Origin of the sequence: Pseudomonas sp. S34, assembly GCF_009866745.1 — a bacterium.
Classification (GTDB): Bacteria; Pseudomonadota; Gammaproteobacteria; order Pseudomonadales; family Pseudomonadaceae; genus Aquipseudomonas; species Aquipseudomonas jessenii.
Map to the genome: position 1 here is coordinate 1,685,488 of NZ_CP019398.1, position 22,340 is coordinate 1,707,827.

At 60.3% G+C, this 22,340-nt stretch carries 24 protein-coding genes and 1 pseudogene; 23 read left to right on the forward strand and 2 right to left on the reverse strand.

Going from position 1 to position 22,340, the window contains the following annotated elements:
- Positions 1–106: 106 nt before the first annotated feature.
- From fliL to PspS34_RS07490, 23 genes and pseudogenes are all read left to right on the forward strand, one after another.
- Positions 107–610 (forward strand): flagellar basal body-associated protein FliL, encoded by a 504-nt coding sequence (fliL, locus tag PspS34_RS07385; protein ID WP_150813423.1) that lies wholly within the window; start codon positions 107–109, stop codon positions 608–610.
- A gap of 9 nt (positions 611–619) precedes the next feature.
- Positions 620–1,588 (forward strand): flagellar motor switch protein FliM, encoded by a 969-nt coding sequence (fliM, locus tag PspS34_RS07390; protein WP_046037701.1) that lies wholly within the window; start codon positions 620–622, stop codon positions 1,586–1,588.
- Positions 1,589–1,653: 65 nt separating this feature from the next.
- Complete coding sequence (fliN, locus tag PspS34_RS07395) at positions 1,654–2,100, forward strand: flagellar motor switch protein FliN (protein WP_150813424.1); 447 nt, start codon at positions 1,654–1,656, stop codon at positions 2,098–2,100.
- Positions 2,101–2,130: 30 nt separating this feature from the next.
- Complete coding sequence (gene fliO, locus PspS34_RS07400; protein ID WP_102669727.1) at positions 2,131–2,544, forward strand: flagellar biosynthetic protein FliO; 414 nt, start codon at positions 2,131–2,133, stop codon at positions 2,542–2,544.
- Positions 2,544–3,302, forward strand: a complete 759-nt coding sequence (gene fliP, locus PspS34_RS07405) for a flagellar type III secretion system pore protein FliP (protein WP_150813425.1) — start codon at positions 2,544–2,546, stop codon at positions 3,300–3,302. The genes fliO and fliP overlap by 1 nt, the downstream gene beginning before the upstream one ends.
- Positions 3,299–3,568, forward strand: a complete 270-nt coding sequence (gene fliQ / locus PspS34_RS07410; protein WP_008058625.1) for a flagellar biosynthesis protein FliQ — start codon at positions 3,299–3,301, stop codon at positions 3,566–3,568. Before fliP ends, fliQ begins: the two co-directional genes overlap by 4 nt.
- 3 nt (positions 3,569–3,571) lie before the next feature.
- Positions 3,572–4,357: a flagellar biosynthetic protein FliR gene (fliR, locus tag PspS34_RS07415; protein ID WP_150734894.1), complete on the forward strand. Its 786-nt coding sequence runs from the start codon at positions 3,572–3,574 to the stop codon at positions 4,355–4,357.
- A 3-nt stretch (positions 4,358–4,360) separates the two neighbouring features.
- Positions 4,361–5,500 (forward strand): flagellar biosynthesis protein FlhB, encoded by a 1,140-nt coding sequence (flhB, locus tag PspS34_RS07420; RefSeq protein ID WP_154860754.1) that lies wholly within the window; start codon positions 4,361–4,363, stop codon positions 5,498–5,500.
- Positions 5,501–5,729: 229 nt separating this feature from the next.
- Positions 5,730–7,859, forward strand: a complete 2,130-nt coding sequence (gene flhA / locus PspS34_RS07425; RefSeq protein WP_102669722.1) for a flagellar biosynthesis protein FlhA — start codon at positions 5,730–5,732, stop codon at positions 7,857–7,859.
- 11 nt (positions 7,860–7,870) lie between these two features.
- Positions 7,871–9,199: a flagellar biosynthesis protein FlhF gene (gene flhF, locus PspS34_RS07430; protein ID WP_150813429.1), complete on the forward strand. Its 1,329-nt coding sequence runs from the start codon at positions 7,871–7,873 to the stop codon at positions 9,197–9,199.
- Positions 9,200–9,315: 116 nt separating this feature from the next.
- Entirely contained in the window at positions 9,316–10,146 is an 831-nt protein-coding gene (fleN, locus tag PspS34_RS07435) for a flagellar synthesis regulator FleN (protein ID WP_008001746.1), read from the forward strand.
- Positions 10,143–10,883, forward strand: a complete 741-nt coding sequence (gene fliA, locus PspS34_RS07440) for an RNA polymerase sigma factor FliA (RefSeq protein ID WP_150813430.1) — start codon at positions 10,143–10,145, stop codon at positions 10,881–10,883. Before fleN ends, fliA begins: the two co-directional genes overlap by 4 nt.
- Before the next feature lie 167 nt (positions 10,884–11,050).
- Positions 11,051–11,422, forward strand: coding sequence for a chemotaxis response regulator CheY (locus tag PspS34_RS07445; protein ID WP_003183998.1), 372 nt, complete (start codon positions 11,051–11,053; stop codon positions 11,420–11,422).
- Positions 11,423–11,443: 21 nt separating this feature from the next.
- Positions 11,444–12,232, forward strand: coding sequence for a protein phosphatase CheZ (locus tag PspS34_RS07450; RefSeq protein WP_150813431.1), 789 nt, complete (start codon positions 11,444–11,446; stop codon positions 12,230–12,232).
- A 46-nt stretch (positions 12,233–12,278) separates the two neighbouring features.
- Positions 12,279–14,543 carry a chemotaxis protein CheA gene (locus tag PspS34_RS07455; RefSeq protein WP_154860753.1) on the forward strand — a complete coding sequence of 755 codons (2,265 nt, stop codon included), beginning with the start codon at positions 12,279–12,281 and terminating at the stop codon, positions 14,541–14,543.
- Between the two features lie 48 nt (positions 14,544–14,591).
- Positions 14,592–15,716 carry a chemotaxis response regulator protein-glutamate methylesterase gene (locus PspS34_RS07460; protein WP_154860752.1) on the forward strand — a complete coding sequence of 375 codons (1,125 nt, stop codon included), beginning with the start codon at positions 14,592–14,594 and terminating at the stop codon, positions 15,714–15,716.
- Complete coding sequence (locus PspS34_RS07465) at positions 15,716–16,456, forward strand: flagellar motor protein (RefSeq protein WP_057715870.1); 741 nt, start codon at positions 15,716–15,718, stop codon at positions 16,454–16,456. The genes PspS34_RS07460 and PspS34_RS07465 overlap by 1 nt, the downstream gene beginning before the upstream one ends.
- A 12-nt stretch (positions 16,457–16,468) precedes the next feature.
- Complete coding sequence (gene motD / locus PspS34_RS07470; protein WP_154860751.1) at positions 16,469–17,359, forward strand: flagellar motor protein MotD; 891 nt, start codon at positions 16,469–16,471, stop codon at positions 17,357–17,359.
- A 43-nt stretch (positions 17,360–17,402) separates the two neighbouring features.
- On the forward strand, positions 17,403–18,191 hold the full coding sequence (locus PspS34_RS07475; protein WP_008020302.1) for a ParA family protein: 789 nt from the start codon (positions 17,403–17,405) through the stop codon (positions 18,189–18,191).
- 1 nt (position 18,192) lies between these two features.
- Positions 18,193–18,320, forward strand: a pseudogene (locus PspS34_RS28860) (outer membrane lipoprotein carrier protein LolA); the annotation flags it as partial.
- The gene (locus tag PspS34_RS07480) at positions 18,318–19,247 is read left to right on the forward strand and encodes a CheW domain-containing protein (protein WP_154860750.1); all 930 of its coding nucleotides are present in this window, start codon (positions 18,318–18,320) and stop codon (positions 19,245–19,247) included. The pseudogene PspS34_RS28860 and the gene PspS34_RS07480, both read left to right, overlap by 3 nt.
- A 76-nt stretch (positions 19,248–19,323) precedes the next feature.
- Entirely contained in the window at positions 19,324–19,809 is a 486-nt protein-coding gene (locus tag PspS34_RS07485) for a chemotaxis protein CheW (RefSeq protein ID WP_007980742.1), read from the forward strand.
- Positions 19,810–20,202 carry a DUF2802 domain-containing protein gene (locus PspS34_RS07490; RefSeq protein ID WP_150813436.1) on the forward strand — a complete coding sequence of 131 codons (393 nt, stop codon included), beginning with the start codon at positions 19,810–19,812 and terminating at the stop codon, positions 20,200–20,202.
- A 202-nt stretch (positions 20,203–20,404) separates the two neighbouring features.
- Here the strand turns inward: PspS34_RS07490 and PspS34_RS07495 are convergent, their stop codons facing one another.
- On the reverse strand, positions 20,405–21,241 hold the full coding sequence (locus tag PspS34_RS07495) for an IS3 family transposase (protein WP_223509062.1): 837 nt from the start codon (positions 21,239–21,241) through the stop codon (positions 20,405–20,407).
- Positions 21,238–21,543 carry an IS3 family transposase gene (locus tag PspS34_RS28475; protein ID WP_008047186.1) on the reverse strand — a complete coding sequence of 102 codons (306 nt, stop codon included), beginning with the start codon at positions 21,541–21,543 and terminating at the stop codon, positions 21,238–21,240. The genes PspS34_RS07495 and PspS34_RS28475 overlap by 4 nt, the downstream gene beginning before the upstream one ends.
- Positions 21,544–22,340: the final 797 nt, after the last annotated feature.

The following is a 22,340-nucleotide window of genomic DNA, read 5'->3' on the forward strand; positions in this document are numbered from 1 at the left end:
CAAAAAGGCGTCTGTCCACCCATCTCCCTCCCAACCGTTCTGGCATAACACTTGCTCTTGCCTTGCCGTGCGACTGTGAAAACCCGATTAGTGACGGATTATTGGCATGGCGAAGAGCGACGCAGCAGTAAAAGACCCCGCAACCAAAGGCAAACTCAAGCTGATTATCGTGATCGTGGTGGCCCTGCTGCTGGCGATCGGTGTGTCCGTGGGGGCGACCTGGTACTTCATGCACAGCGCTCAGAGCAAGCCTGCCGCCGCAGTGGAGCAAACCGCTCCTGTCGGCAAGCAGCCAGCGATTTTCGAGTCGATGGCGCCGGCTTTCGTGGCCAACTTCAACCAGAACGGTCGCCAGCGCTACATGCAAGTGAGCATCACCATGCTCGCGCGCAACCAGGCGGATCTGGAAGCACTCAAGGTCCACATGCCGGTGATCCGCAACAACCTGGTCATGCTGTTCTCCGGGCAGGACTTCGCGACCCTCGCCTCGCCGGTCGGCCAGGAAATGCTGCGGCAGAAAGCTACCGCCAGTGTCCAGGAAGTGGCGCAGAAAGAGCTCGGCAAAGTGGTGATCGAACAGTTGCTTTTCACTAATTTCGTACTGCAGTAGGAACACGACATGGCCGTGCAGGACCTGCTGTCCCAGGATGAGATCGACGCGCTGTTGCATGGCGTCGACGATGGTCTGGTACAGACCGATAACGCTGCCGAACCCGGCACCGTCAAAAGCTATGACCTGACCAGCCAGGATCGCATCGTCCGTGGACGCATGCCGACCCTGGAAATGATCAACGAGCGTTTCGCCCGTTATACCCGCATCAGCATGTTCAACATGCTGCGTCGCTCGGCAGACGTGGCGGTCGGCGGCGTGCAGGTGATGAAGTTCGGCGAATACGTGCACTCGCTGTACGTGCCGACCAGTCTCAATCTGGTCAAGATCAAACCCCTGCGCGGCACCGCGCTGTTCATCCTCGACGCCAAACTGGTGTTCAAGCTGGTGGACAACTTCTTCGGCGGCGACGGCCGCCACGCCAAGATCGAAGGGCGTGAATTCACGCCGACCGAACTGCGCGTGGTACGCATGGTGCTGGAGCAGGCGTTCGTCGATTTGAAGGAAGCCTGGCAGGCGATCATGGAAGTCAACTTCGAGTACATCAACTCGGAAGTGAACCCGGCCATGGCCAACATCGTCGGCCCGAGCGAGGCCATTGTGGTGTCGACCTTCCACATCGAACTCGATGGCGGTGGCGGCGACCTGCACGTGACCATGCCGTACTCGATGATCGAGCCGGTGCGCGAAATGCTCGATGCCGGCTTCCAGTCGGACCTCGACGATCAGGACGAGCGCTGGGTCAACGCCCTGCGCCAGGACGTGCTGGACGTCGACGTGCCGATCGGTGCGACGGTGGCTCGTCGTCAGTTGCGCCTGCGCGACATCCTGCACATGCAGCCGGGGGATGTGATCCCGGTCGACATGCCGGAAGAAATGATCATGCGCGCCAACGGCGTGCCGGCCTTCAAGGTCAAGATGGGCTCGCACAAGGGCAATCTGGCGTTGCAAGTGATCGAGCCGATCGAGCGCCGTTGACCGGCGCTCGTACCCAATCGCGATTAAACGAATTCTGATTTTTTGCTCGCCGAGGACACTGACAAATGAACACGCAAGACGACCAGGCTCTGGCCGATGAGTGGGCAGCAGCCCTGGAAGAAACCGGTGATGCCGGGCAGGCCGATATCGATGCCTTGCTGGCCGCCGACGCCGGCAGTTCCGCGTCCAACCGCCTGCCAATGGAAGAGTTCGGCAGTGTGCCGAAAAACAACGATCCGGTAAGCCTCGAAGGCCCGAACCTGGACGTGATCCTCGATATCCCGGTGTCGATTTCCATGGAAGTGGGCAGCACTGAGATCAACATCCGCAACCTGCTGCAACTGAACCAGGGTTCGGTGATCGAGCTTGATCGCCTGGCCGGCGAGCCGCTGGACGTGCTGGTCAATGGCACGCTTATCGCCCACGGGGAAGTGGTGGTGGTCAACGAGAAGTTCGGCATCCGCCTGACGGACGTGATCAGCCCAAGCGAACGCATCAAGAAGCTGCGCTGAGTGAAAAGGGTTCTCGGGTTTGTATTGGCGATGCCGTTCAGCGTGCTGGCGGCTGAGCCTGTCGCTACGGCGACCACGGCTGCCGCGCCGGCGGTGAGCAGCGGTGTGGCTGGGCAACTGACGCAGCTGGTGTTCGGCTTGCTGCTGGTGCTGGGGCTGATCTTCCTCCTCGCCTGGTTGCTGCGTCGGGTCCAGCAGGCCGGTCCGGCCGGCAAGGGGCAGGTGATCGAGATTGTCGGTTCCCGCGCGCTGGGGCCTCGCGACCGCCTGATGCTGGTGCAGGTCGGCAACGAGCAGATCCTGTTGGGCCTGAGCCCCGGCAACATCACTGCGCTGCATGTGCTCAAGGAGCCGGTGCAAGTGCCGAGTACCGAGAAGCCGACGCCGGAATTTGCCCAGCGCCTGTTGGAGATGCTGGGTAAAGATCAGAAGGATAAGAAGTAATGGGTGCGCTGCGCATCGCCTTGACGCTGACCCTGATGCTGGCCGCGCCGCTGGCATTCGCCGCCGATCCGTTGTCGATCCCGGCCATCACCCTGGGCACCAATGCGCAGGGTGCGCAGGAATACTCGGTCAGCCTGCAAATTCTGCTGATCATGACCGCGCTGAGTTTTATCCCGGCGTTTGTCATGCTGATGACCAGTTTCACCCGGATCATCATTGTCTTCTCGATCCTGCGCCAGGCCCTGGGCCTGCAGCAGACACCGTCGAACCAGATCCTCACCGGCATGGCGCTGTTCCTGACCCTGTTCATCATGGCGCCGGTGTTCGACCGGGTGAACCAGGACGCCTTGCAGCCGTATCTGGCGGAAAAACTGACGGCCCAGGATGCGGTCGCCAAGGCTCAGGTGCCGATCAAGAACTTCATGCTCGCCCAGACCCGCACCAGCGATCTGGAACTGTTCATGCGCCTGTCCAAGCGCACTGACATCGCGACGCCGGATCAGGCGCCGTTGACCATCCTAGTGCCGGCCTTCGTGACCTCCGAGCTGAAAACGGCATTCCAGATCGGCTTCATGATCTTCATTCCGTTCCTGATCATCGACCTGGTCGTGGCCAGCGTGTTGATGGCCATGGGTATGATGATGCTGTCGCCGCTGATCATTTCCCTGCCGTTCAAGATCATGTTGTTCGTGCTGGTCGATGGCTGGGCGCTGATCATCGGCACGCTGGCCAGCAGCTTCGGCGGTGTCTCGCCATGACCCCGGAAGTTGCGGTCGACATCTTTCGCGAAGCGCTGTGGCTGACAACGTTGATGGTGGCGGTGCTGGTGATTCCGAGCCTGCTGGTGGGCCTGATCGTGGCGATGTTCCAGGCCGCGACACAGATCAACGAACAGACCCTGAGCTTCCTGCCGCGTCTGTTGGTCATGTTGGTGACGCTGATCGTTGCCGGTCCGTGGCTGGTGCAGACTTTCATGGAGTACATCCTGCAGTTGTACGGCAGTATTCCGCAGGTCATCGGCTAAACCATGTCGTCGCTACTGCAGCTGACGGACACCCAGATCAGTACCTGGGTGGCGACGTTCATGTTGCCGCTGTTTCGCGTCGGCGCCTTGCTGATGGTCATGCCGGTGTTCGGCACCTCACTGGTGCCTAAACGTATCCGCCTGTATTTCGCCCTTGCCATCACCGTGGTCATCGCACCCAACCTGCCGCCGATGCCGCCAGTGAATGCGCTGGATTTAAGCGGCCTGCTGCTGATTGCCGAACAGATCCTCGTCGGCGCAATCCTCGGTTTCTCCTTGCAGTTGTTCTTTCAGGCGTTCGTGGTGGCGGGGCAGATTGTCGCGATCCAGATGGGCATGGGTTTCGCCTCGATGGTCGACCCCACCAACGGCGTGTCAGTGGCGGTGATCGGGCAGTTCTTCACCATGCTGGTGACGCTGATGTTCCTGGCGATGAACGGCCATCTGGTGGTGTTCGAGGTGCTGACCGAGAGCTTCACCACGCTGCCGGTCGGCAGCGGCCTGATGGTCAATCATTACTGGGAGCTGGCCGGCAAGCTGGGTTGGGTGCTTGGCGCGGCGCTGCTGTTGGTGCTTCCGGCGATCACCGCGCTGCTGGTGGTCAACATCGCGTTTGGCGTGATGACCCGGGCGGCGCCGCAACTGAACATTTTCTCCATCGGCTTCCCGCTGACCCTGGTGCTCGGTCTGTTTATCGTCTGGGTCGGGCTGGCGGACATTCTCAATCAGTATCAACCGCTGGCCACCGAGGCCTTGCAGTTTTTACGCGAACTGGCACAGGCGCGCTGAGTCATGGCTGAGAGCGAAAGCGGTCAGGACAAAACAGAAGACCCCACGGAGAAAAAGAAAAAGGACGCCCGTGAGAAGGGTGAGATTGCCCGTTCCAAGGAACTCAATACCCTGGCAATCATGCTCGCCGGGGCTGGGGCATTGCTGGTGTTCGGTGGGGCGCTGGCCCAGGAAATGATGGACCTGATGCGCCTGAACTTTTCCCTGTCGCGAGAGGTGGTGCTGGATCAGCGCTCGATGGGCACCTACTTGCTGCACTCGGGACAGATTGCCTTGCTGGCGATTCAACCGGTGATGATCACCTTGCTGCTGGCCGCGTTGATCGGCCCGATTTCCCTTGGCGGCTGGCTGTTTTCTGCCGGCACCATGGCGCCCAAGTTCAGCCGGATGAACCCCGGCGCCGGGCTCAAGCGCATGTTCTCCACCAAGGCCATTGCCGAACTGCTCAAAGCTTTGGCGAAGTTTTTCATCGTGCTGTTCGTGGCGCTGCTGGTGTTGGCGGCGGACATCGACGATTTGCTGCGCATCGCTCACGAACCGCTGGACCGCGCGATCATTCACAGCGTGCAAGTGGTCGGTTGGAGTTCCCTGTGGATGGCTTGCGGATTGATCATCATCGCTGCCGTGGATGTGCCGATCCAGCTCTGGGAGAGCATCAAGAAACTCAAAATGACCAAGCAGGAAGTGCGTGACGAGCACAAGGATCAAGAGGGGCGGCCGGAGGTCAAACAACGCATTCGCCAGCTCCAGCGCGAAATGTCCCAGCGGCGGATGATGGCGGCGATCCCCGACGCCGACGTGGTCATCACCAACCCGACGCACTACGCCGTAGCCCTCAAGTACGACCCGGAAAAGGGTAATGCGCCGGTATTGCTGGCCAAGGGGAGCGACTTCCTGGCCCTGAAGATCCGTGAGATCGCGGCGGCCAACGAGATTCTGTTGCTGGAATCGCCGGCATTGGCGCGGTCGATCTACTACTCGACGGAGCTTGAGCAGGAGATCCCGGGTGGGTTGTATCTGGCGGTGGCGCAGGTGTTGGCTTACGTCTACCAGATTCGACAGTACCGGGCGGGCAAGGGCAAGCGGCCTGATCCGCTGAAGGATGATTTGCCGATTCCGCCGGATTTGCGCCGCGATTCTTGAGTTTCGCGCTGTCGCTGATGGCCCCTTCGCGGGCAAGCCCGCTCCCACAGTTTCAGCGATAACTTGTGGGAGCGTGGCTTGCCCGCGATGACGTCAGCCCAGGCAACACATATCCTCCTGAAAAATCGCTCTATTTCTCCCTTTGCAAAAGTTGGAAAGCTTCTTGCAGTAGCCGCTCTGCGCCCGCTTCAGGCGTCAAAAGTTTGCTTTAAAGGAACGGGGAAAACCGGTGGATCGCTCTCAGTTAATCAACAGTGCCCGCACAAACGTTGCCGACCTCAGTCGAGGCAATCTGGGCGTGCCGCTGTTGCTGCTGGTCATGCTGGCGATGATGATGTTGCCGGTGCCGCCGTTCCTGCTGGACGTGTTCTTCACCTTCAACATTGCCCTGTCCATCGTCGTGCTGCTGGTGTGCGTCTACGCTCTGCGACCGCTGGATTTCGCGGTGTTTCCGACCATTCTGCTGGTGGCAACGTTACTTCGCCTGGCGCTGAACGTGGCTTCGACGCGGGTGGTGATGCTCCACGGTCAGGACGGTCATGCGGCGGCCGGCAAGGTGATCCAGGCCTTCGGCGAGGTGGTGATCGGCGGTAACTACGTGGTCGGTATCGTGGTCTTTGCGATTTTGATGATCATCAACTTCGTCGTGGTGACCAAGGGCGCGGGGCGGATTTCCGAGGTGAGCGCGCGTTTCACCCTCGATGCGATGCCCGGCAAGCAAATGGCGATCGACGCCGACCTCAACGCCGGCCTGATCGATCAGGCCCAGGCCAAGGCCCGTCGTTCGGAAGTGGCCCAGGAAGCCGAGTTCTACGGTTCCATGGACGGTGCCAGCAAATTCGTCCGCGGTGACGCCATCGCCGGTCTGTTGATCCTGTTCATCAACCTGATCGGCGGCATGGCGGTCGGTATCTTCCAGCACGGCATGACCTTCGGCGACGCTGGCAAGGTGTATGCGCTGCTGACCATCGGTGACGGTTTGGTGGCGCAATTGCCATCACTGTTGTTATCGACAGCAGCGGCAATCATGGTGACCCGTGCGTCCGGTTCGGAAGACATGGGCAAGCAAATCAATCGCCAGATGTTCGCCTCGCCCAAGGCGCTGGCGGTGGCAGCCGGTTTGATGGCGGTCATGGGCCTGGTGCCCGGCATGCCGCACTTCTCGTTCCTGAGCATGGCGGCCCTGGCGGCCGGTGGCGCTTACCTGTTCTGGAAGAAGCAGAACGTCGCCAAGGTTCACGCCCTGCAAGAGGTCAAGCGCCAGCAGGAGTTGCTGCCGTCGCCTGCCCGCGCCCAGGAAACCAGGGAGCTTGGCTGGGATGACGTGACGCCGATCGACATGATCGGCCTGGAGGTGGGTTATCGCCTGATTCCGCTGGTGGACCGCAACCAGGGCGGCCAGTTGCTGGCGCGAATCAAGGGCGTGCGCAAGAAGCTGTCCCAGGATCTCGGCTTCCTGATGCCGACCGTGCATATCCGCGACAACCTCGACCTGGCGCCAAGTGCCTATCGCCTGACCCTCATGGGGGTGATCCTGGCCGAGGCGGAGATTTACCCGGATCGCGAGCTGGCGATCAACCCGGGGCAGGTCTACGGCACGCTCAATGGCATTACCGCCAAAGATCCGGCTTTCGGCCTGGAGGCGGTCTGGATCGAAATCAGCCAGCGCGCCCAGGCGCAATCCCTCGGTTATACGGTGGTCGATGCCAGTACAGTAGTGGCTACTCACTTGAACCAGATACTCTACAAGCATTCCAGTGAGCTGATCGGTCACGAAGAAGTGCAGCAACTCATGCAATTGCTGGCCAAAAGCTCGCCGAAACTGGCCGAGGAGCTGGTGCCGGGCGTGGTTTCGCTGTCGCAGTTGCTCAAGGTGTTGCAAGCGCTGTTGGCCGAACAAGTGCCTGTTCGCGATATCCGCAGTATTGCCGAGGCGATCGCCAACAATGCCGCCAAGAGTCAAGATACCGCCGCGCTGGTGGCTGCCGTGCGGGTTGGCGTATCCCGCGCAATCGTCCAAAGCATTGTAGGCACTGAGTCGGAGCTGCCGGTTATCACGCTGGAGCCAAGGTTGGAACAGATATTGCTCAATAGTCTGCAAAAGGCAGGACAAGGCTCTGAAGAGGGCGTTCTGCTGGAGCCAAGCATGGCTGAGAAGCTGCAACGTTCGTTGATCGACGCGGCGCAGCGTCAGGAGATGCAAGGTCAGCCGGTGATTCTGCTGGTGGCCGGTCCGGTTCGCGCGATGCTCTCGCGATTTGGCCGGCTCGCAGTCCCGGGTTTGCATGTGTTGGCTTACCAGGAAATCCCTGACAACAAGCAAGTGACCATCGTTGCGACAGTAGGGCCCAACGGCTGAGGTAGTGGTTTATGCAAGTTAAGCGTTTTTTCGCCGCCGATATGCGTCAGGCCATGAAGCTGGTTCGCGATGAGCTGGGCGCTGATGCCGCCATCATTGGCAACCGCCGGATCGCCGGGGGGGTCGAACTGACGGCTGCGCTGGACTACAAGTTGTCGGCGCTGGCGCCGCGGGTTCCGAACATGGAGCTCGAAGACGAATTGCGCAAGACTCAGTCGCGGATCGTCACCGCCCAGGCCGAATTGAGCCTGCGTGGCGATGGCGAGAGCGACAATGCAACCAATCGCCAGCTGTTCGCCGGATTGCCGTTGACTGCCGCCGAGCCGCTGATCGAACCGACCTACGCCGAACCCCGTCGCCCCGCGCCGGCCGCTGCGCCAGCGTCCGGTGGCGTGGATCCACGTGCGTTCGACTCGATGCGTTTCGAGCTCAACAGCCTGCGCGAACTCATGGAAGTACAACTCGGCTCCCTGGCCTGGAATCAGCTGCAAGGCAGCCGTCCGGACCAGGCCAACCTCTGGCGTCGCCTGCAACGTATCGGCCTGTCTGGCCCGCTGTCGCGCGACCTGCTGGCAATGATCACCGAAATCGAAGAGCCTCGTCAGGCCTGGCGCATGTTGCTGGCGCACCTGGCGCGCATGATCGTTACTCCGGAGGTCGAGCCGCTGGAAGAGGGCGGCGTGATCGCCATGGTCGGCCCTGCCGGCATGGGCAAGACCACCACCCTGGCCAAGCTGGCTGCCCGTTATGTGCTCAAGTACGGCGCGCAGAACATTGCGCTGGTGAGCATGGACAGCTTCCGCATCGGTGCCCAGGAGCAGCTCAAGACCTTGGGGCGCATTCTCAATGTGTCGGTGACCCACGTCGACCCTGGCCAGTCCTTGGTGCAGGCGCTGGAGCCATTGCTGCGCAAACGCGTGGTGCTGATCGATACCGCGGGCCTGCAGGCCAGCGATCCGGCGCTGCGCATGCAGCTCGAAAGTCTGGCCGGTCGCGGCATCCGTTCAAAAAATTATCTGGTTCTGGCAACCACCAGCCAGAAACAGGTTCTAACGGCCGCTTATCACAGTTACAAGCGCTGCGGGCTCGCCGGCTGCATTCTGACTAAACTGGATGAAACGGCTAGTCTGGGCGAGGTGTTGAGCCTTGCCATCAGTCATGAACTGCCGGTGGCTTACCTGACCGATGGCCCGCGGATCCCGGATGATTTGCATCTGCCGCGCCGTCATCAATTGGTCAGCCGCGCCGTGAGTGTGCAAATGCAGGAAGAACCCAGCGAAGAAGCCATGGCTGACATGTTCGCTGACATCTACCACAGCCCGACCAAGCAGGTTGGCTGAGGTAAAAATGAACAGTTTTTATACCTACATCGATGGTCTGCCATGCATTGTTCCGTTTGTGAACGCGCAGCCAGTAATGTGGCCTCCGTCTATGCAAGACAAGGTAAAGAAATAACATGGGCAGCATGCATCCCGTACAGGTGATCGCGGTGACCGGCGGCAAAGGTGGCGTCGGGAAAACTAATGTGTCAGTGAACTTGTCCCTGGCTTTGGCCGAACTTGGCCGGCGCGTCATGCTGTTGGACGCCGACCTGGGGCTGGCGAACGTCGACGTTCTGCTGGGCCTGACACCCAAACGTACCCTGGCCGACGTGATCGAAGGCCGCTGCGAACTGCGCGATGTATTGCTGCAGGGGCCCGGCGGCATCCGTATCGTTCCGGCCGCATCCGGCACTCAGAGCATGGTGCATCTGAGCCCCGCGCAACACGCCGGCCTGATCCAGGCCTTCAGTGATATCGGCGACAACCTCGACGTACTGGTGATCGACACCGCTGCGGGCATTGGTGACTCGGTAGTCAGTTTCGTCCGTGCAGCCCAGGAAGTGCTGCTGGTGGTGTGCGACGAGCCGACCTCGATCACCGATGCCTACGCCTTGATCAAGTTGCTGAACCGCGATTACGGCATGAACCGCTTCCGCGTCCTGGCCAACATGGCCCAGAGCCCGCAGGAAGGACGCAACCTGTTCGCCAAGTTGACCAAGGTCACGGATCGCTTCCTCGACGTCGCCTTACAATACGTCGGCGCGGTGCCCTACGACGAAAGCGTGCGCAAGGCCGTGCAGAAGCAGCGCGCCGTCTACGAGGCCTTCCCGCGTTCCAAGTGCTCGCTGGCGTTCAAGGCAATCGCACAAAAGGTTGATACCTGGCCGCTGCCTGCCAACCCGCGCGGGCACCTGGAGTTTTTCGTCGAGCGCCTCGTGCAGCAGACAGCAGGACCTGTTCTATGACAGCCAGCGGCTACAACCTCTACAAGAGATCGGCGCGTGATGCGCAGTACGAGCTGATCGAGCGTTACGCGCCGCTGGTTAAACGCATTGCCTACCACTTGCTGGCGCGTTTGCCGGCCAGTGTCCAGGTCGAAGACCTGATCCAGGCCGGGATGATTGGCCTGCTTGAAGTGTCGACCAAATATGACGCCGGCAAAGGCGCCAGTTTCGAGACGTACGCGGGCATACGAATCCGCGGCGCCATGCTCGATGAAGTGCGCAAGGGGGACTGGGCGCCACGTTCAGTCCACCGCAATACGCGCATGGTCAGCGATGCCATTCGCTCGATTGAAGCTAAAACCGGCCGTGACGCTAAAGATCACGAAGTTGCGGCCGAACTCCAATTGAGTCTCGACGATTACTACGGGATTTTGAACGACACCCTGGGCAGCCGGCTGTTCAGTTTCGACGACCTGTTGCAGGACGGCGAACACGAAGGGCTGCACGAGGATGGCGCGAGTGCTCATGTCGAGCCGTCACGCGACCTGGAGGATGAACGCTTCCAGGCTGCGCTGGCGGATGCGATTGCCAATTTGCCGGAGCGTGAGCGACTGGTGTTGGCGCTGTACTACGACGAAGAGTTGAATCTCAAGGAAATCGGTGAGGTCCTGGGGGTCAGCGAATCGCGGGTCAGCCAGTTACACAGCCAGTGCGCGGCCCGTTTGCGGGGGCGTTTGGGGGAGTGGCGAGCGCGCTGAAGGCAGTGTGGGGACACTGCGAACGAGGCCGGTGTGGTGTTGAACTGCGCCGGTCGCGATCTGTTGTGCTCCAGACAGTCATTGAGTGCTTTGCCGGATTGATTGAAATGGCGTGTCCAGGTGCTGGGCGCGTTTAAGACTGCTTGGAGGTCGAATTGGACAAGAACATGAAAATCCTCATCGTTGATGACTTCTCAACGATGCGGCGGATCATCAAGAACCTGCTGCGTGACCTTGGGTTCACCAACACCGTCGAGGCCGACGATGGCACTACCGCCATTCCGGTGCTCAACAGCGGAAGCATCGACTTTCTGGTAACGGACTGGAACATGCCTGGCATGACCGGTATCGATCTGCTGCGTCACGTGCGTGCCGATGAAAAGCTCAAGCACCTGCCGGTGCTGATGGTGACCGCTGAAGCCAAGCGCGAGCAGATCATCGAAGCGGCCCAGGCCGGCGTTAACGGCTATGTGGTCAAGCCCTTCACGGCCCAGGCGTTGAAAGAAAAAATCGAGAAGATTTTCGAACGCATCGGTTGATGAGTGCGCCACGGGGGAGCTATGGGCAATAACGAAACTTCATTGGGCGATTTTGAATCGACCCTGAAAAAACACGCCCTCGAATTGGTCGAGAGCCTTGAAAAAGGCAAGTTCGGCGACGCGGTGCAATTGATCCATGAGCTCAACCAGACCCGTGACCGCGGCCTGTATCAGGAAGTGGGCAAGCTCACCCGCGAACTGCATAGCGCGATCGTCAATTTCCAGATTGACCCGCACATGCCGCAGGCCGAAGAAGTGTCGCAGATCACCGACGCCACCGAGCGCCTGGGGTATGTGGTCAAGCTGACCGAGGCTGCGGCCAACCGCACCATGGATCTGGTGGAAAGTGCCACGCCGCTGGTCAATGGCCTGGCCGATGAAGCCAAGGTGTTGAGCGCGGACTGGGGGCGCTTCATGCGTCGCGAAGTCGGCGCCGAAGAGTTTCGTGAACTGGCCCGACGGGTCGACGGGTTCCTGACGCGCAGCGGCACGGACAATCGCGCGGTGTCGGGCAACCTGAACGACATCCTGCTCGCCCAGGATTACCAGGACCTCACAGGCCAGGTGATCAAGCGTGTGACCCAGTTGGTCACCGAAGTTGAAAGCAACCTGCTCAAGCTCGTGCTGATGGCCAGTCAGGTGGACCGCTTTGCGGGCATCGAACATGACCGTGAAGCGATGCTTGCTGAAAAAGATCCACAAAAACATCTCTCTCAGGGTGAAGGTCCGCAGATTCATGCCGATAAAAGAGAAGACGTTGTGTCCGGTCAGGACGATGTGGACGATTTGCTATCCAGCCTAGGGTTTTAGAATTTTAGGCATTTTAGGTTTTTAGACCTTTAGGAGCACCCCCTTAATGAGCTTCGGCGCCGATGAAGAGATCCTTCAGGATTTCCTGGTTGAGGCCGGCGAGATTCTAGAGCAACTGTCCGAGCAACTGGTCGAGCTGGAAAGCCGTCCGGATGATGCGGATTTGCTCAATGCAATTTTTCGCGGTTTTCACACTGTAAAAGGGGGCGCCGGCTTCCTCCAGCTCAACGAGCTGGTGGAGTGCTGCCACATCGCCGAGAACGTGTTCGACATCCTGCGCAAGGGTGAGCGTCGCGTCGACTCGGAACTGATGGACGTGGTTCTCGAAGCGCTGGACGCGGTGAACAGCATGTTCAGCGAAGTCCGCGAACGCAGCCCGATCACGGCTGCGACACCGGAACTGCTCGCGGCGCTGGCCCGTCTGGCCGAGCCGCAATCGGCTGACGAGGCGGCTGCCGCACCTGTCGTCGCTGTGGTCGAAGCGCCTGTGGCTGAAAGCGAGTCGGGCGATATCACCGACAATGAATTCGAACAACTGCTGGACTCGCTGAACGCCGTCAAGGCCCAGGCCGAGGCCCCGGCGGCTGTTCCAGCGCCTGCCGGCAATGCCGCTGGCAGCGACGAAATCACCGATGCCGAGTTCGAGTCGTTGCTCGATCAACTGCACGGTAAAGGCCAGTTCGCCGTTGACGCGGTGGTCCCGGCACCGGCTGCGCCAGAAGCCCCGAAAGCGACTGGCGACAGTTCCGATATTACTGACGACGAATTCGAAGCACTGCTCGACCAGCTGCACGGCAAGGGTAATTTTGCTGTCGAGGCGCTGGAGTCGGCCATTGCTTCTGTGCCTGCACCCGCGGCACCAAGCGCGGTGGCGGCCGGCAGCGATCTGATTTCCGATCACGAGTTCGAAGCGCTGCTCGACGAATTGCACGGCAAAGGCAAGTTCACTGAAGTGGGCGCGACGGTTGGAACGGCAACCGGCGCCAACGCCTCGGTTGCGGCACCTGCCGCCAAGGCAGCTACGCCGAAACCGGTGGCCAGGGCCCCCGAGCCAAAAGCCGAAGCGCCGGCCCCGGCAACTGCTGCACCGGCATCGTCCCGTGCCCCGGCCGCGCCACCGGCGGAAAAGCCGGCGAGCGAAGCCGAGACCACGGTACGTGTCGATACCGCGCGTCTGGACGAGATCATGAACATGGTCGGCGAGTTGGTGCTGGTGCGTAACCGCCTGGTCCGCCTGGGCCTCAACAGCGGCGACGAAGCCATGTCCAAGGCCGTGTCGAACCTCGACGTGGTCACCGCCGACTTGCAAACCGCGGTCATGAAGACCCGGATGCAACCGATCAAGAAAGTCTTCGGGCGCTTCCCGCGCCTGGTTCGCGACCTGGCCCGCCAGCTCAAGAAAGAGATCAACCTGGAGCTGGTCGGCGAAGAAACCGACCTCGACAAGAACCTCGTCGAGGCCCTGGCCGACCCGCTGGTCCACTTGGTGCGCAACGCGGTTGACCACGGCATCGAGTCACCGGAAGAGCGTGAAGCCTCGGGCAAGGCCCGGGGTGGCAAGGTGATCCTGGCGGCGGAGCAGGAAGGCGACCACATCCTGCTGTCGATCTCCGACGACGGCAAGGGCATGGACCCGAACGTGCTGCGTTCCATCGCGGTAAAACGCGGTGTGATGGACAAGGATGCCGCCGATCGCCTGAGCGACACCGAATGCTACAACCTGATCTTCGCCCCGGGTTTCTCGACCAAGACCGAGATTTCCGACGTATCGGGTCGTGGCGTGGGCATGGACGTGGTGAAAACCAAGATTTCCCAGCTCAACGGCTCGATCAACATCTACTCGGCCAAGGGCCAGGGTTCGAAGATCGTCATCAAGGTGCCGCTGACCCTGGCGATCATGCCGACGCTGATGGTCATGCTCGGTAACCAGGCGTTCGCGTTCCCGCTGGTGAACGTCAACGAGATCTTCCACCTCGACCTGTCGACCACCAACGTCGTGGACGGCCAGGAAGTGGTGATCGTGCGGGACAAGGCGCTGCCATTGTTCTATCTCAAACGCTGGCTGGTCAGCTCCGCCGCTCACGAAGAGCAGCGCGAGGGCCATGTGGTGATCCTTTCGGTGGGCACGCAGCGGATCGGCTTTGTCGTCGATCAACTGGTGGGCCAGGAAGAAGTAGTCATCAAGCCATTGGGCAAAATGCTCCAGGGAACCCCGGGCATGTCCGGCGCCACCATCACCGGTGACGGCCGCATCGCGCTGATTCTCGATGTTCCGAGCATGCTCAAGCGTTACGCCACACGGCGTATTTGATTCTGGTGGAGCGAGGCGCCTGGCCTCGCTCCATCTAATGGAGTGTTTATGGCAGTCAAAGTCCTGGTGGTGGACGATTCGGGGTTTTTCCGCCGCCGCGTCTCGGAAATTCTTTCAGCGGATTCCAATATCCAGGTCGTCGGCACGGCGACCAACGGCAAAGAGGCGATTGATCAGGCGCTGGCCCTCAAGCCCGATGTGATCACCATGGACTACGAGATGCCGATGATGGACGGCATCACCGCCGTGCGGCACATCATGCAACGCTGTCCGACCCCGGTCCTGATGTTCTCCTCGCTGACCCACGAAGGCGCCCGGGTCACCCTCGATGCGCTGGATGCCGGCGCGGTGGACTTCCTGCCGAAGAATTTCGAAGACATCTCGCGCAACCCCGAGAAGGTCAAGCAACTGTTGTGCGAGAAGATCCTGAGCATCTCGCGCAGCAATCGTCGCGTCAGCACTTACAGCGCTCCGGCCCCTGTGGCCGCACCTGCTCCAACAGCTGCGCCTTCGAGCGTCGGCGGTTACGGCAGCAGCGCGCCCGTGCGTCCGGCACCGATCCCTGCGCGTACGCATGCGGCCACTGCGTCGTCGCCCGCGCCGAAACGCAAAGCCTTCAAACTGGTGGCCATCGGTACGTCCACCGGCGGCCCGGTCGCCCTGCAGCGAGTGTTGACCCAATTGCCGGCCAACTTCCCGGCCCCGATCGTGCTGGTTCAACACATGCCGGCGGCCTTCACCAAGGCCTTTGCCGAGCGCCTGGACAAGCTCTGCCGCATCAGCGTCAAGGAAGCCGAGGATGGCGATATCCTGCGTCCGGGCCTGGCGCTACTGGCGCCGGGTGGCAAGCAGATGATGATCGACGGCCGCGGCGCGGTGAAAATCCTCCCGGGTGACGAACGTCTCAATTACAAGCCGTGCGTGGACATTACCTTCGGTTCGGCAGCCAAGACCTACGGTGACAAAGTTCTGGCGGTGGTCCTGACCGGCATGGGCGCCGACGGTCGCGAAGGCGCGCGCCTGCTCAAGCAGGGCGGCAGTTCGATCTGGGCGCAGGACGAAGCCAGTTGCGTGATCTACGGCATGCCGATGGCCATCGTCAAAGCCGAGCTCGCCGACGCGGTGTACAGCCTGGACGACATTGGCAGGCACCTGGTCGAGGCCTGTATCTGATGGATGTTCTAAGCCTGATTGGCATCATCATGGCCTTTGTCGCGATCATCGGCGGCAACTACCTTGAAGGCGGTCACCTCGGCGCCCTGGCCAACGGCCCGGCAGCGCTGATCGTGCTCGGCGGCACCATTGGCGCCGCGCTACTGCAATCGCCGATGAGTGCCTTCAAGCGCGCCATGCAGATCCTCGCCTGGATCCTGTTCCCGCCCCGTGTCGATCTGGCCGGTGGCATCGACCGCGTGGTGAACTGGAGCCTGACCGCCCGCAAGGAAGGCCTGCTGGGCCTTGAAGGCATCGCCGATGCCGAGCCCGACAACTACGCACGCAAAGGCCTGCAACTGCTGGTGGATGGCGCCGAGCCGGAAGCCATCCGCAGCATTCTGGAAGTGGACTTCTACACCCAGGAAAGCCGCGACATCGAAGCGGCCAAAGTCTTCGAAAGCATGGGCGGTTACGCGCCGACCATCGGCATCATCGGTGCGGTCATGGGCCTGATTCATGTCATGGGCAACCTCGCTGATCCATCGCAACTGGGCAGCGGTATTGCCGTGGCGTTCGTCGCCACTATCTACGGTGTGGCCAGTGCCAACCTGGTGCTGCTGCCGATTGCCGCCAAACTCAAATCCATCGCGTTACGTCAGTCGCGTTATCGCGAGATGTTGCTGGAAGGGCTCCTGTCGATCGCCGAAGGTGAAAACCCTCGCTCCATTGAGTTGAAGCTTCAGGGCTTCATGGATTAAGGGAATAAGCTCATGGCACGTCGTCGCCAGCATGAAGAGCATGTAAACCATGAACGTTGGCTGGTTTCCTATGCCGACTTCATCACCTTGCTGTTCGCCTTTTTCGTGGTGATGTACTCCATCTCGTCGATCAACGAAGGCAAGTACAAGGTCATTTCCGAGGCATTGATCGGGGTCTTTACCGACTCCGACCGTTCGCTCAAGCCGATCCCCATCGGTGACGAGCGGCCGAAGACCGTGACCCCGGCCAAGCCGCTGGTCAAGGACAGTGACCAGGTCGATGCCGGCGTCTCCGGCACCAGCGATCCCCTCAAGAGCATCGCCGACGACATCAGTGTGGCGTTCGGTGACCTGATCAGCTCCAACCAGATGACCGTGCGCGGCAATGAGTTGTGGGTCGAGATCGAGCTTAATTCCAGCCTGTTGTTCGGCAGCGGCGACGCCATGCCCAGCGACATCGCGTTCAACATCATCGACAAGGTCGCGGCGATCCTGAAGCCATTCGACAACCCGATCCATGTCGAAGGTTTCACCGACGATCAACCGATCCGTACCGCGCAGTACCCGACCAACTGGGAGCTGTCCTCGGCACGCTCGGCGAGCATCGTGCGCATGCTGGCGATGCAAGGGGTGAACCCCGGTCGCCTGGCTTCGGTGGGCTACGGCGAGTTTCAACCGGTGGCCAACAACGCCACCGCCGAAGGCCGCGCCCGCAACCGTCGCGTGGTGCTGGTGGTGTCGCGCAACCTCGATGTTCGCCGCAGCCTGACCGGCACCGGAACCGCCCATGCGCAACCGGATGCCGCTTTGAAGCGTGCTGGCACACAAACTGCACCGACCCCGGTCAAGTCGCCGGTACGAGAGAACGCCGTCAATTCTCCGTCACCCGCATTAACACGTTGAGCTATTTCTCGGTCGATCCGTTCGGCCGGGAGGAACAATCCGAATGAGAGTCTGGGCAGTCGCCAATCAAAAGGGTGGTGTCGGTAAAACCACTTCCTCCATCGCTTTAGCCGGTTTACTGGCGGAGGCGGGCAAGCGTGTGGTCGTGGTCGATCTCGACCCCCACGGCTCCATGACCAGCTACTTCGGCTACGATCCCGACGCCCTGGAGCACAGCAGCTACGACCTGTTCCTGCACAAGGGCAACGTGCCCCAAGGCCTGCCGGGTCAACTGCTGCTGTCGACCAGTGACGAGCGCATCTCCCTGTTGCCCTCCAGCACCGCACTGGCCACCCTTGAGCGCCAGTCGCCGGGGCAGAGCGGTTTGGGCCTGGTGATTGCCAAGAGCCTGGCGCAACTGTGGCAGGACTTCGATTACGCCGTGATCGACAGCCCGCCATTGCTCGGCGTGCTGATGGTCAATGCCTTGGCGGCGAGCCAGCAACTGGTGATCCCGGTGCAGACCGAGCATCTGGCGGTCAAAGGCCTTGAGCGCATGGTCAACACCCTGGCGATGATCAATCGCTCTCGCAAACAGGCGCTGCCCTTCACCATCGTACCGACCCTGTTTGACCGTCGCACCCAGGCGTCCCTCGGAACGTTGCGCGTGCTGCGCGACAAATTCCCCGACGAAATCTGGCAAGGCTATATCCCGGTGGACACGCGCCTGCGCGATGCCAGCCGCGCCGGTCTGACGCCTTCGCAATTCGACGGCAAGAGCCGTGGCGTTCTCGCTTACCGTGCGTTGCTCAAGCATCTGCTGGCGGCGCAACTTGTTGCGCAGGTGGCGTGACATGAGCCCAATTCCTGTAGGAGCGAGCTTGCTCGCGATGGTCGTCAACGATGACGCGGGAAACCTGACACCCCGTGGCGCTCTCAGGTTCATCGCGAGCATGCCCGCTCCTACAGGTGCGTGCTCATGAACCGGCCATTGAAGACCACTTCGCGCCCGCAACTGGCATTGCAGTCCTACCTGGACAGCTTGCTGCAGGAAGTGACCGAAGAATTGACGCTGCCCGTAGAGGCAGTGGCCGAGGAGATCGCCGCAGAAGCGGTGCTGGACGAGTTTCAGGCAGCGGTGCTCGAAGAGCAGACCCGCGACGCCGCAGCCGCTGTGACGGTCGTCCCGGTGCAGGCATCGGTGGCGCCAGTGTTCAAGGCGCCGGTGATCGAAGCTCCGGTCCCTGTTATGGCGCCGGTCTCGACCATCGCGCCGCTGCTGCAAGCCTTGGTGCCACCACCTGTCGAGGCGCAGCCAGCAGTCGTCGAAGTGCAGCAAACCCTGGTGCCGCCGGTCGTCGATGTGCATCTACCACCGAGCAACACGCCGCCCCCGGTTGAGTCCGACGGTCGTCCGTCCTGGGCTGCCGAACCCTTCGAATGCCTGCTGTTCGATGTCGCCGGCTTGACCCTGGCGGTGCCGCTGGTGTGCCTGGGGTCGATTTACTCCCTGGCCGGTCACGAGTTGACCCCATTGTTCGGCCAGCCCGAATGGTTCCTGGGCATCCTGCCGAGCCAGGCCGGCAATCTCAAGGTGCTCGATACCGCGCGTTGGGTCATGCCCGACCGTTACCGCGACGATTTCAAGCAAGGCCTGCAATACGTGATTTCGGTGCAAGGCTACGAGTGGGGGCTGGCGGTGCATCAGGTCAGCCGCTCGTTGCGTCTGAACCCGAATGAAATCAAATGGAGAAGTCACCGAGGTCAGCGGCCATGGCTCGCCGGCACGGTAATAGAACACATGTGCGCCTTGCTCGATGTCGCCTCACTGGCCGAGTTGATCGCCAGCGGCGGAGCCCGGCACATGTCCGGCGGCAAGCCGGGCCACAGACCGACATCAGTCAAATAAACAAAACAGGCGACGTCACTCTGATGATGTTGCACAGAACACACACCGCCAGGGCGGTTTCTTGAGGGGGCAGGGTATGAATGACAAGGCAACGGCGGCAAAAGGTTCCGAAGATCCGATCCTGCAATGGGTCACCTTCAAGCTGGACAACGAGACCTACGGCATCAACGTGATGCGCGTCCAGGAAGTCTTGCGTTACACCGAAATCGCCCCGGTCCCGGGTGCCCCGAGCTACGTGCTGGGCATCATCAACCTGCGCGGCAACGTCGTGACCGTGATCGACACCCGCCAGCGCTTCGGCCTGATGAATGCCGAGATCAGCGACAACACCCGTATCGTCATCATCGAAGCCGACAAACAGGTGGTCGGGATCATGGTCGACAGCGTGGCCGAAGTGGTTTACCTGCGTCAGTCGGAAATCGAAACCGCGCCGAACGTGGGTAACGAAGAGTCCGCCAAGTTCATTCAAGGCGTATGCAACAAGAACAACGAATTGCTCATCCTGGTCGAGCTCGACAAGATGATGAGCGAAGAAGAATGGTCGGAACTGGAGAGTATCTGATTGATTCTCGAGGTTGCGGTCATTGTCCTGTTCCTGTTCTGGGCAGGCACGCTGGCAATGTTCCTGGCATACATTCGCGGTCAAAAGCAGATCGCCGCGCAACAGGCCCAGGGTGATGCGCTGCGCGATCAGCGCATCAAGGACCTGGCCAGGCGCGTCGAGGATTACCAGAACGGCAATGTGCGCATGGGCGAGGACCTGTATGAACTGCGGGCGATCGTCGCGCCCTTGCCGGACAAACTCGCCCAGCTGGAACAACGCGACCCCTCAAGCCTGTCGTTCGCCCAGGCGGCGCGACTGGTCGGGATGGGCGCCAGCGTCAACGAACTGACCCAGTCCTGCGGCTTGACCCAGGCTGAGGCGGAGTTGATGAGCAAGTTGCACAAGAACTGACAGCCTGTAGGAGCGAGCTTGCTCGCGATGGTCGTTAACGATGACGCGGGCTTCCTGAAGAAACGCGGCGCTCATACCTCCATCGCGAGCAGGCTCGCTCCTACAATGGTTCTATGTCGGACACAGAACATATGTTCACCGCAGATCATCTGTGGGAGCGAGCTTGAACCGGTCAAGTAATCCCGGACACCGGTTACGGTGCTTATGCCGCCTTTTGCTCCATGGCTATTGGCGACAGATAGTTGTTGTAGCTGTGGAGCCTCGTGCGGTTGTAGTACATGAAGAAGCGCACCATATCGGTTTTTGCTTCCTCGATCTTGCTGTAGCCACTACGAGGCACCCATTCTGATTTCAGCGTGCCAAAAAATCGCTCTGTTGGAGCGTTGTCCCAACACTGCCCGCGATGACTCATGCTTTGCAATATGTCTCGACGCTTCAGTTCTTCCTGAAACTTGCGGCTGGTGTACTGACAGCCCTGATCCGAATGGAACATCAGTCCCGGAGGACACATTCGAACCTCTATTGCCATGCGTAGCGCCTTGCTGACCAAGTTGGCGTCATTGACCAGCGAAAACGCCCAGCCAATGACGCGGCGAGCAAACAAATCGATCACGATGGCCAGATGAACCCAGCGCTCACCCACCATCAAGCTGGTCACGTCGCCACACCAGACCTGATCGACTGCAGCCGGCTTAAAATTGCGTTTGAGCCGATTGGGCACGACAAATGCTTCAACACCTTTGGATCTGAATGGGTGAGGCTGGCGTTGTTTACTGACAATGTTGGCCTCCCTCATTAGCGTTCTGACAAGGCCTCTTCCGATCGCGATGTTTTGGGACTTCAGGTTCTTGCTGATCATTCTGGAACCCATGGCTTCCCGGCTTTCGCTGTGCAGTTCAACCACTTTCAGCTTGAGTTCTTCGCGTCTGATCCGCGGTTTGGCTCGCCGCTGAAGCCACTCATAAAAGCTGCTGCGCTTCACATCGAAAACACGACACACAATGGCAGTCGGGAACGACTCTCTTAGTTCCGCAATCATCGAAAACGATCGGGATCCGACATCAAGAGAGCGGTAGCCTTTTTTAAGATCTCGGCTTCCATTTCCATGCGCTTGATCTTGGCCTTCAGTTCCTGGATCTGGCGTTGATCTTCGGTAATCGCCTTAGTGCCTTTAACTGGCTGCCCCTCGCGCTCCTTGCGAACCTGATCGACCCAGCGCCGTAAAGCGGTGGGCCCGATATCCAGCGATGCACAAACGTCTGGAACCGGGCAGTTATCATCAAGCACCATGCTGGCAGCATGCAGCTTGAACTCGCGGGTATAGACCTTTCTTTCGTTCATGGAACCTCCAAGTTGGCGAAATCATATCGCCCTTAAGAGGTGTCCGGAATTATTAGGCCAGTTCAGCTTGCTCGCGATGGTCGTTAACGATGACGCGGGCTTCCTGAAGAAACGCGGCGCTCATACCTCCATCGCGAGCAGGCTCGCTCCTACAATGGTTCTATGTCGGACACAGAACATGTGTTCACCGCAGATCACCTGTGGGAGCGAGCTTGCTCGCGATGGACGTCAACGATGACGCGGACCTCCTGAAGAAACGCGGCGCTCATACCTCCATCGCGAGCAGGCTCGCTCCTACAATGGTTCTATGTCGGACACAGAACATGTGTTCACCGCAGATCACCTGTGGGAGCGAGCTTGCTCGCGATGGACGTCAACGATGACGGGGGCTTCCTGAAGAAACGCGGCGCTCATACCTCCATCGCGAGCAGGCTCGCTCCTACAATGGTTCTATGTCGGACACAGAACATGTGTTCACCGCAGATCACCTGTGGGGGCGAGCTTGCTCGCGATGGACGTCAACGATGACGCGGACTTCCTGAAGAAACGCGGCGCTCATACCTCCATCGCGAGCAGGCTCGCTCCTACAATGGTTCTATGTCGGACACAGAACATGAGTTCACCGCAGATCATCTGTGGGAGCGAGCTTGCTCGCGATGGACGTCAACGATGACGCGGACCTCCTGAAGAAACGCGGCGCTCATACCTCCATCGCGAGCAGGCTCGCTCCTACAATGGTTCTATGTCGGACACAGAACATGAGTTCACCGCAGATCATCTGTGGGAGCGAGCTTGCT

Bases quoted from the DNA above. Each gene is read 5' to 3' on its own strand.
- fliN (WP_150813424.1), top strand. From the start codon at position 1,654: ATGAACACGCAAGACGACCAGGCTCTGGCCGATGAGTGGGCAGCAGCC.
- PspS34_RS07465 (WP_057715870.1), top strand. From the start codon at position 15,716: ATGGATGTTCTAAGCCTGATTGGCATCATCATGGCCTTTGTCGCGATC.
- PspS34_RS28475 (WP_008047186.1), bottom strand. From the start codon at position 21,543: ATGAACGAAAGAAAGGTCTATACCCGCGAGTTCAAGCTGCATGCTGCC.
- PspS34_RS07460 (WP_154860752.1), top strand. From the start codon at position 14,592: ATGGCAGTCAAAGTCCTGGTGGTGGACGATTCGGGGTTTTTCCGCCGC.
- flhF (WP_150813429.1), top strand. From the start codon at position 7,871: ATGCAAGTTAAGCGTTTTTTCGCCGCCGATATGCGTCAGGCCATGAAG.
- fleN (WP_008001746.1), top strand. From the start codon at position 9,316: ATGGGCAGCATGCATCCCGTACAGGTGATCGCGGTGACCGGCGGCAAA.
- fliQ (WP_008058625.1), top strand. From the start codon at position 3,299: ATGACCCCGGAAGTTGCGGTCGACATCTTTCGCGAAGCGCTGTGGCTG.
- PspS34_RS07475 (WP_008020302.1), top strand. From the start codon at position 17,403: ATGAGAGTCTGGGCAGTCGCCAATCAAAAGGGTGGTGTCGGTAAAACC.
- PspS34_RS07450 (WP_150813431.1), top strand. From the start codon at position 11,444: ATGGGCAATAACGAAACTTCATTGGGCGATTTTGAATCGACCCTGAAA.
- fliL (WP_150813423.1), top strand. From the start codon at position 107: ATGGCGAAGAGCGACGCAGCAGTAAAAGACCCCGCAACCAAAGGCAAA.
- motD (WP_154860751.1), top strand. From the start codon at position 16,469: ATGGCACGTCGTCGCCAGCATGAAGAGCATGTAAACCATGAACGTTGG.
- PspS34_RS07485 (WP_007980742.1), top strand. From the start codon at position 19,324: ATGAATGACAAGGCAACGGCGGCAAAAGGTTCCGAAGATCCGATCCTG.
- fliR (WP_150734894.1), top strand. From the start codon at position 3,572: ATGTCGTCGCTACTGCAGCTGACGGACACCCAGATCAGTACCTGGGTG.
- flhB (WP_154860754.1), top strand. From the start codon at position 4,361: ATGGCTGAGAGCGAAAGCGGTCAGGACAAAACAGAAGACCCCACGGAG.
- fliO (WP_102669727.1), top strand. From the start codon at position 2,131: ATGCCGTTCAGCGTGCTGGCGGCTGAGCCTGTCGCTACGGCGACCACG.
- fliA (WP_150813430.1), top strand. From the start codon at position 10,143: ATGACAGCCAGCGGCTACAACCTCTACAAGAGATCGGCGCGTGATGCG.
- PspS34_RS07495 (WP_223509062.1), bottom strand. From the start codon at position 21,241: ATGATTGCGGAACTAAGAGAGTCGTTCCCGACTGCCATTGTGTGTCGT.
- PspS34_RS07445 (WP_003183998.1), top strand. From the start codon at position 11,051: ATGAAAATCCTCATCGTTGATGACTTCTCAACGATGCGGCGGATCATC.
- fliM (WP_046037701.1), top strand. From the start codon at position 620: ATGGCCGTGCAGGACCTGCTGTCCCAGGATGAGATCGACGCGCTGTTG.
- fliP (WP_150813425.1), top strand. From the start codon at position 2,544: ATGGGTGCGCTGCGCATCGCCTTGACGCTGACCCTGATGCTGGCCGCG.
- PspS34_RS07455 (WP_154860753.1), top strand. From the start codon at position 12,279: ATGAGCTTCGGCGCCGATGAAGAGATCCTTCAGGATTTCCTGGTTGAG.
- PspS34_RS07480 (WP_154860750.1), top strand. From the start codon at position 18,318: ATGAACCGGCCATTGAAGACCACTTCGCGCCCGCAACTGGCATTGCAG.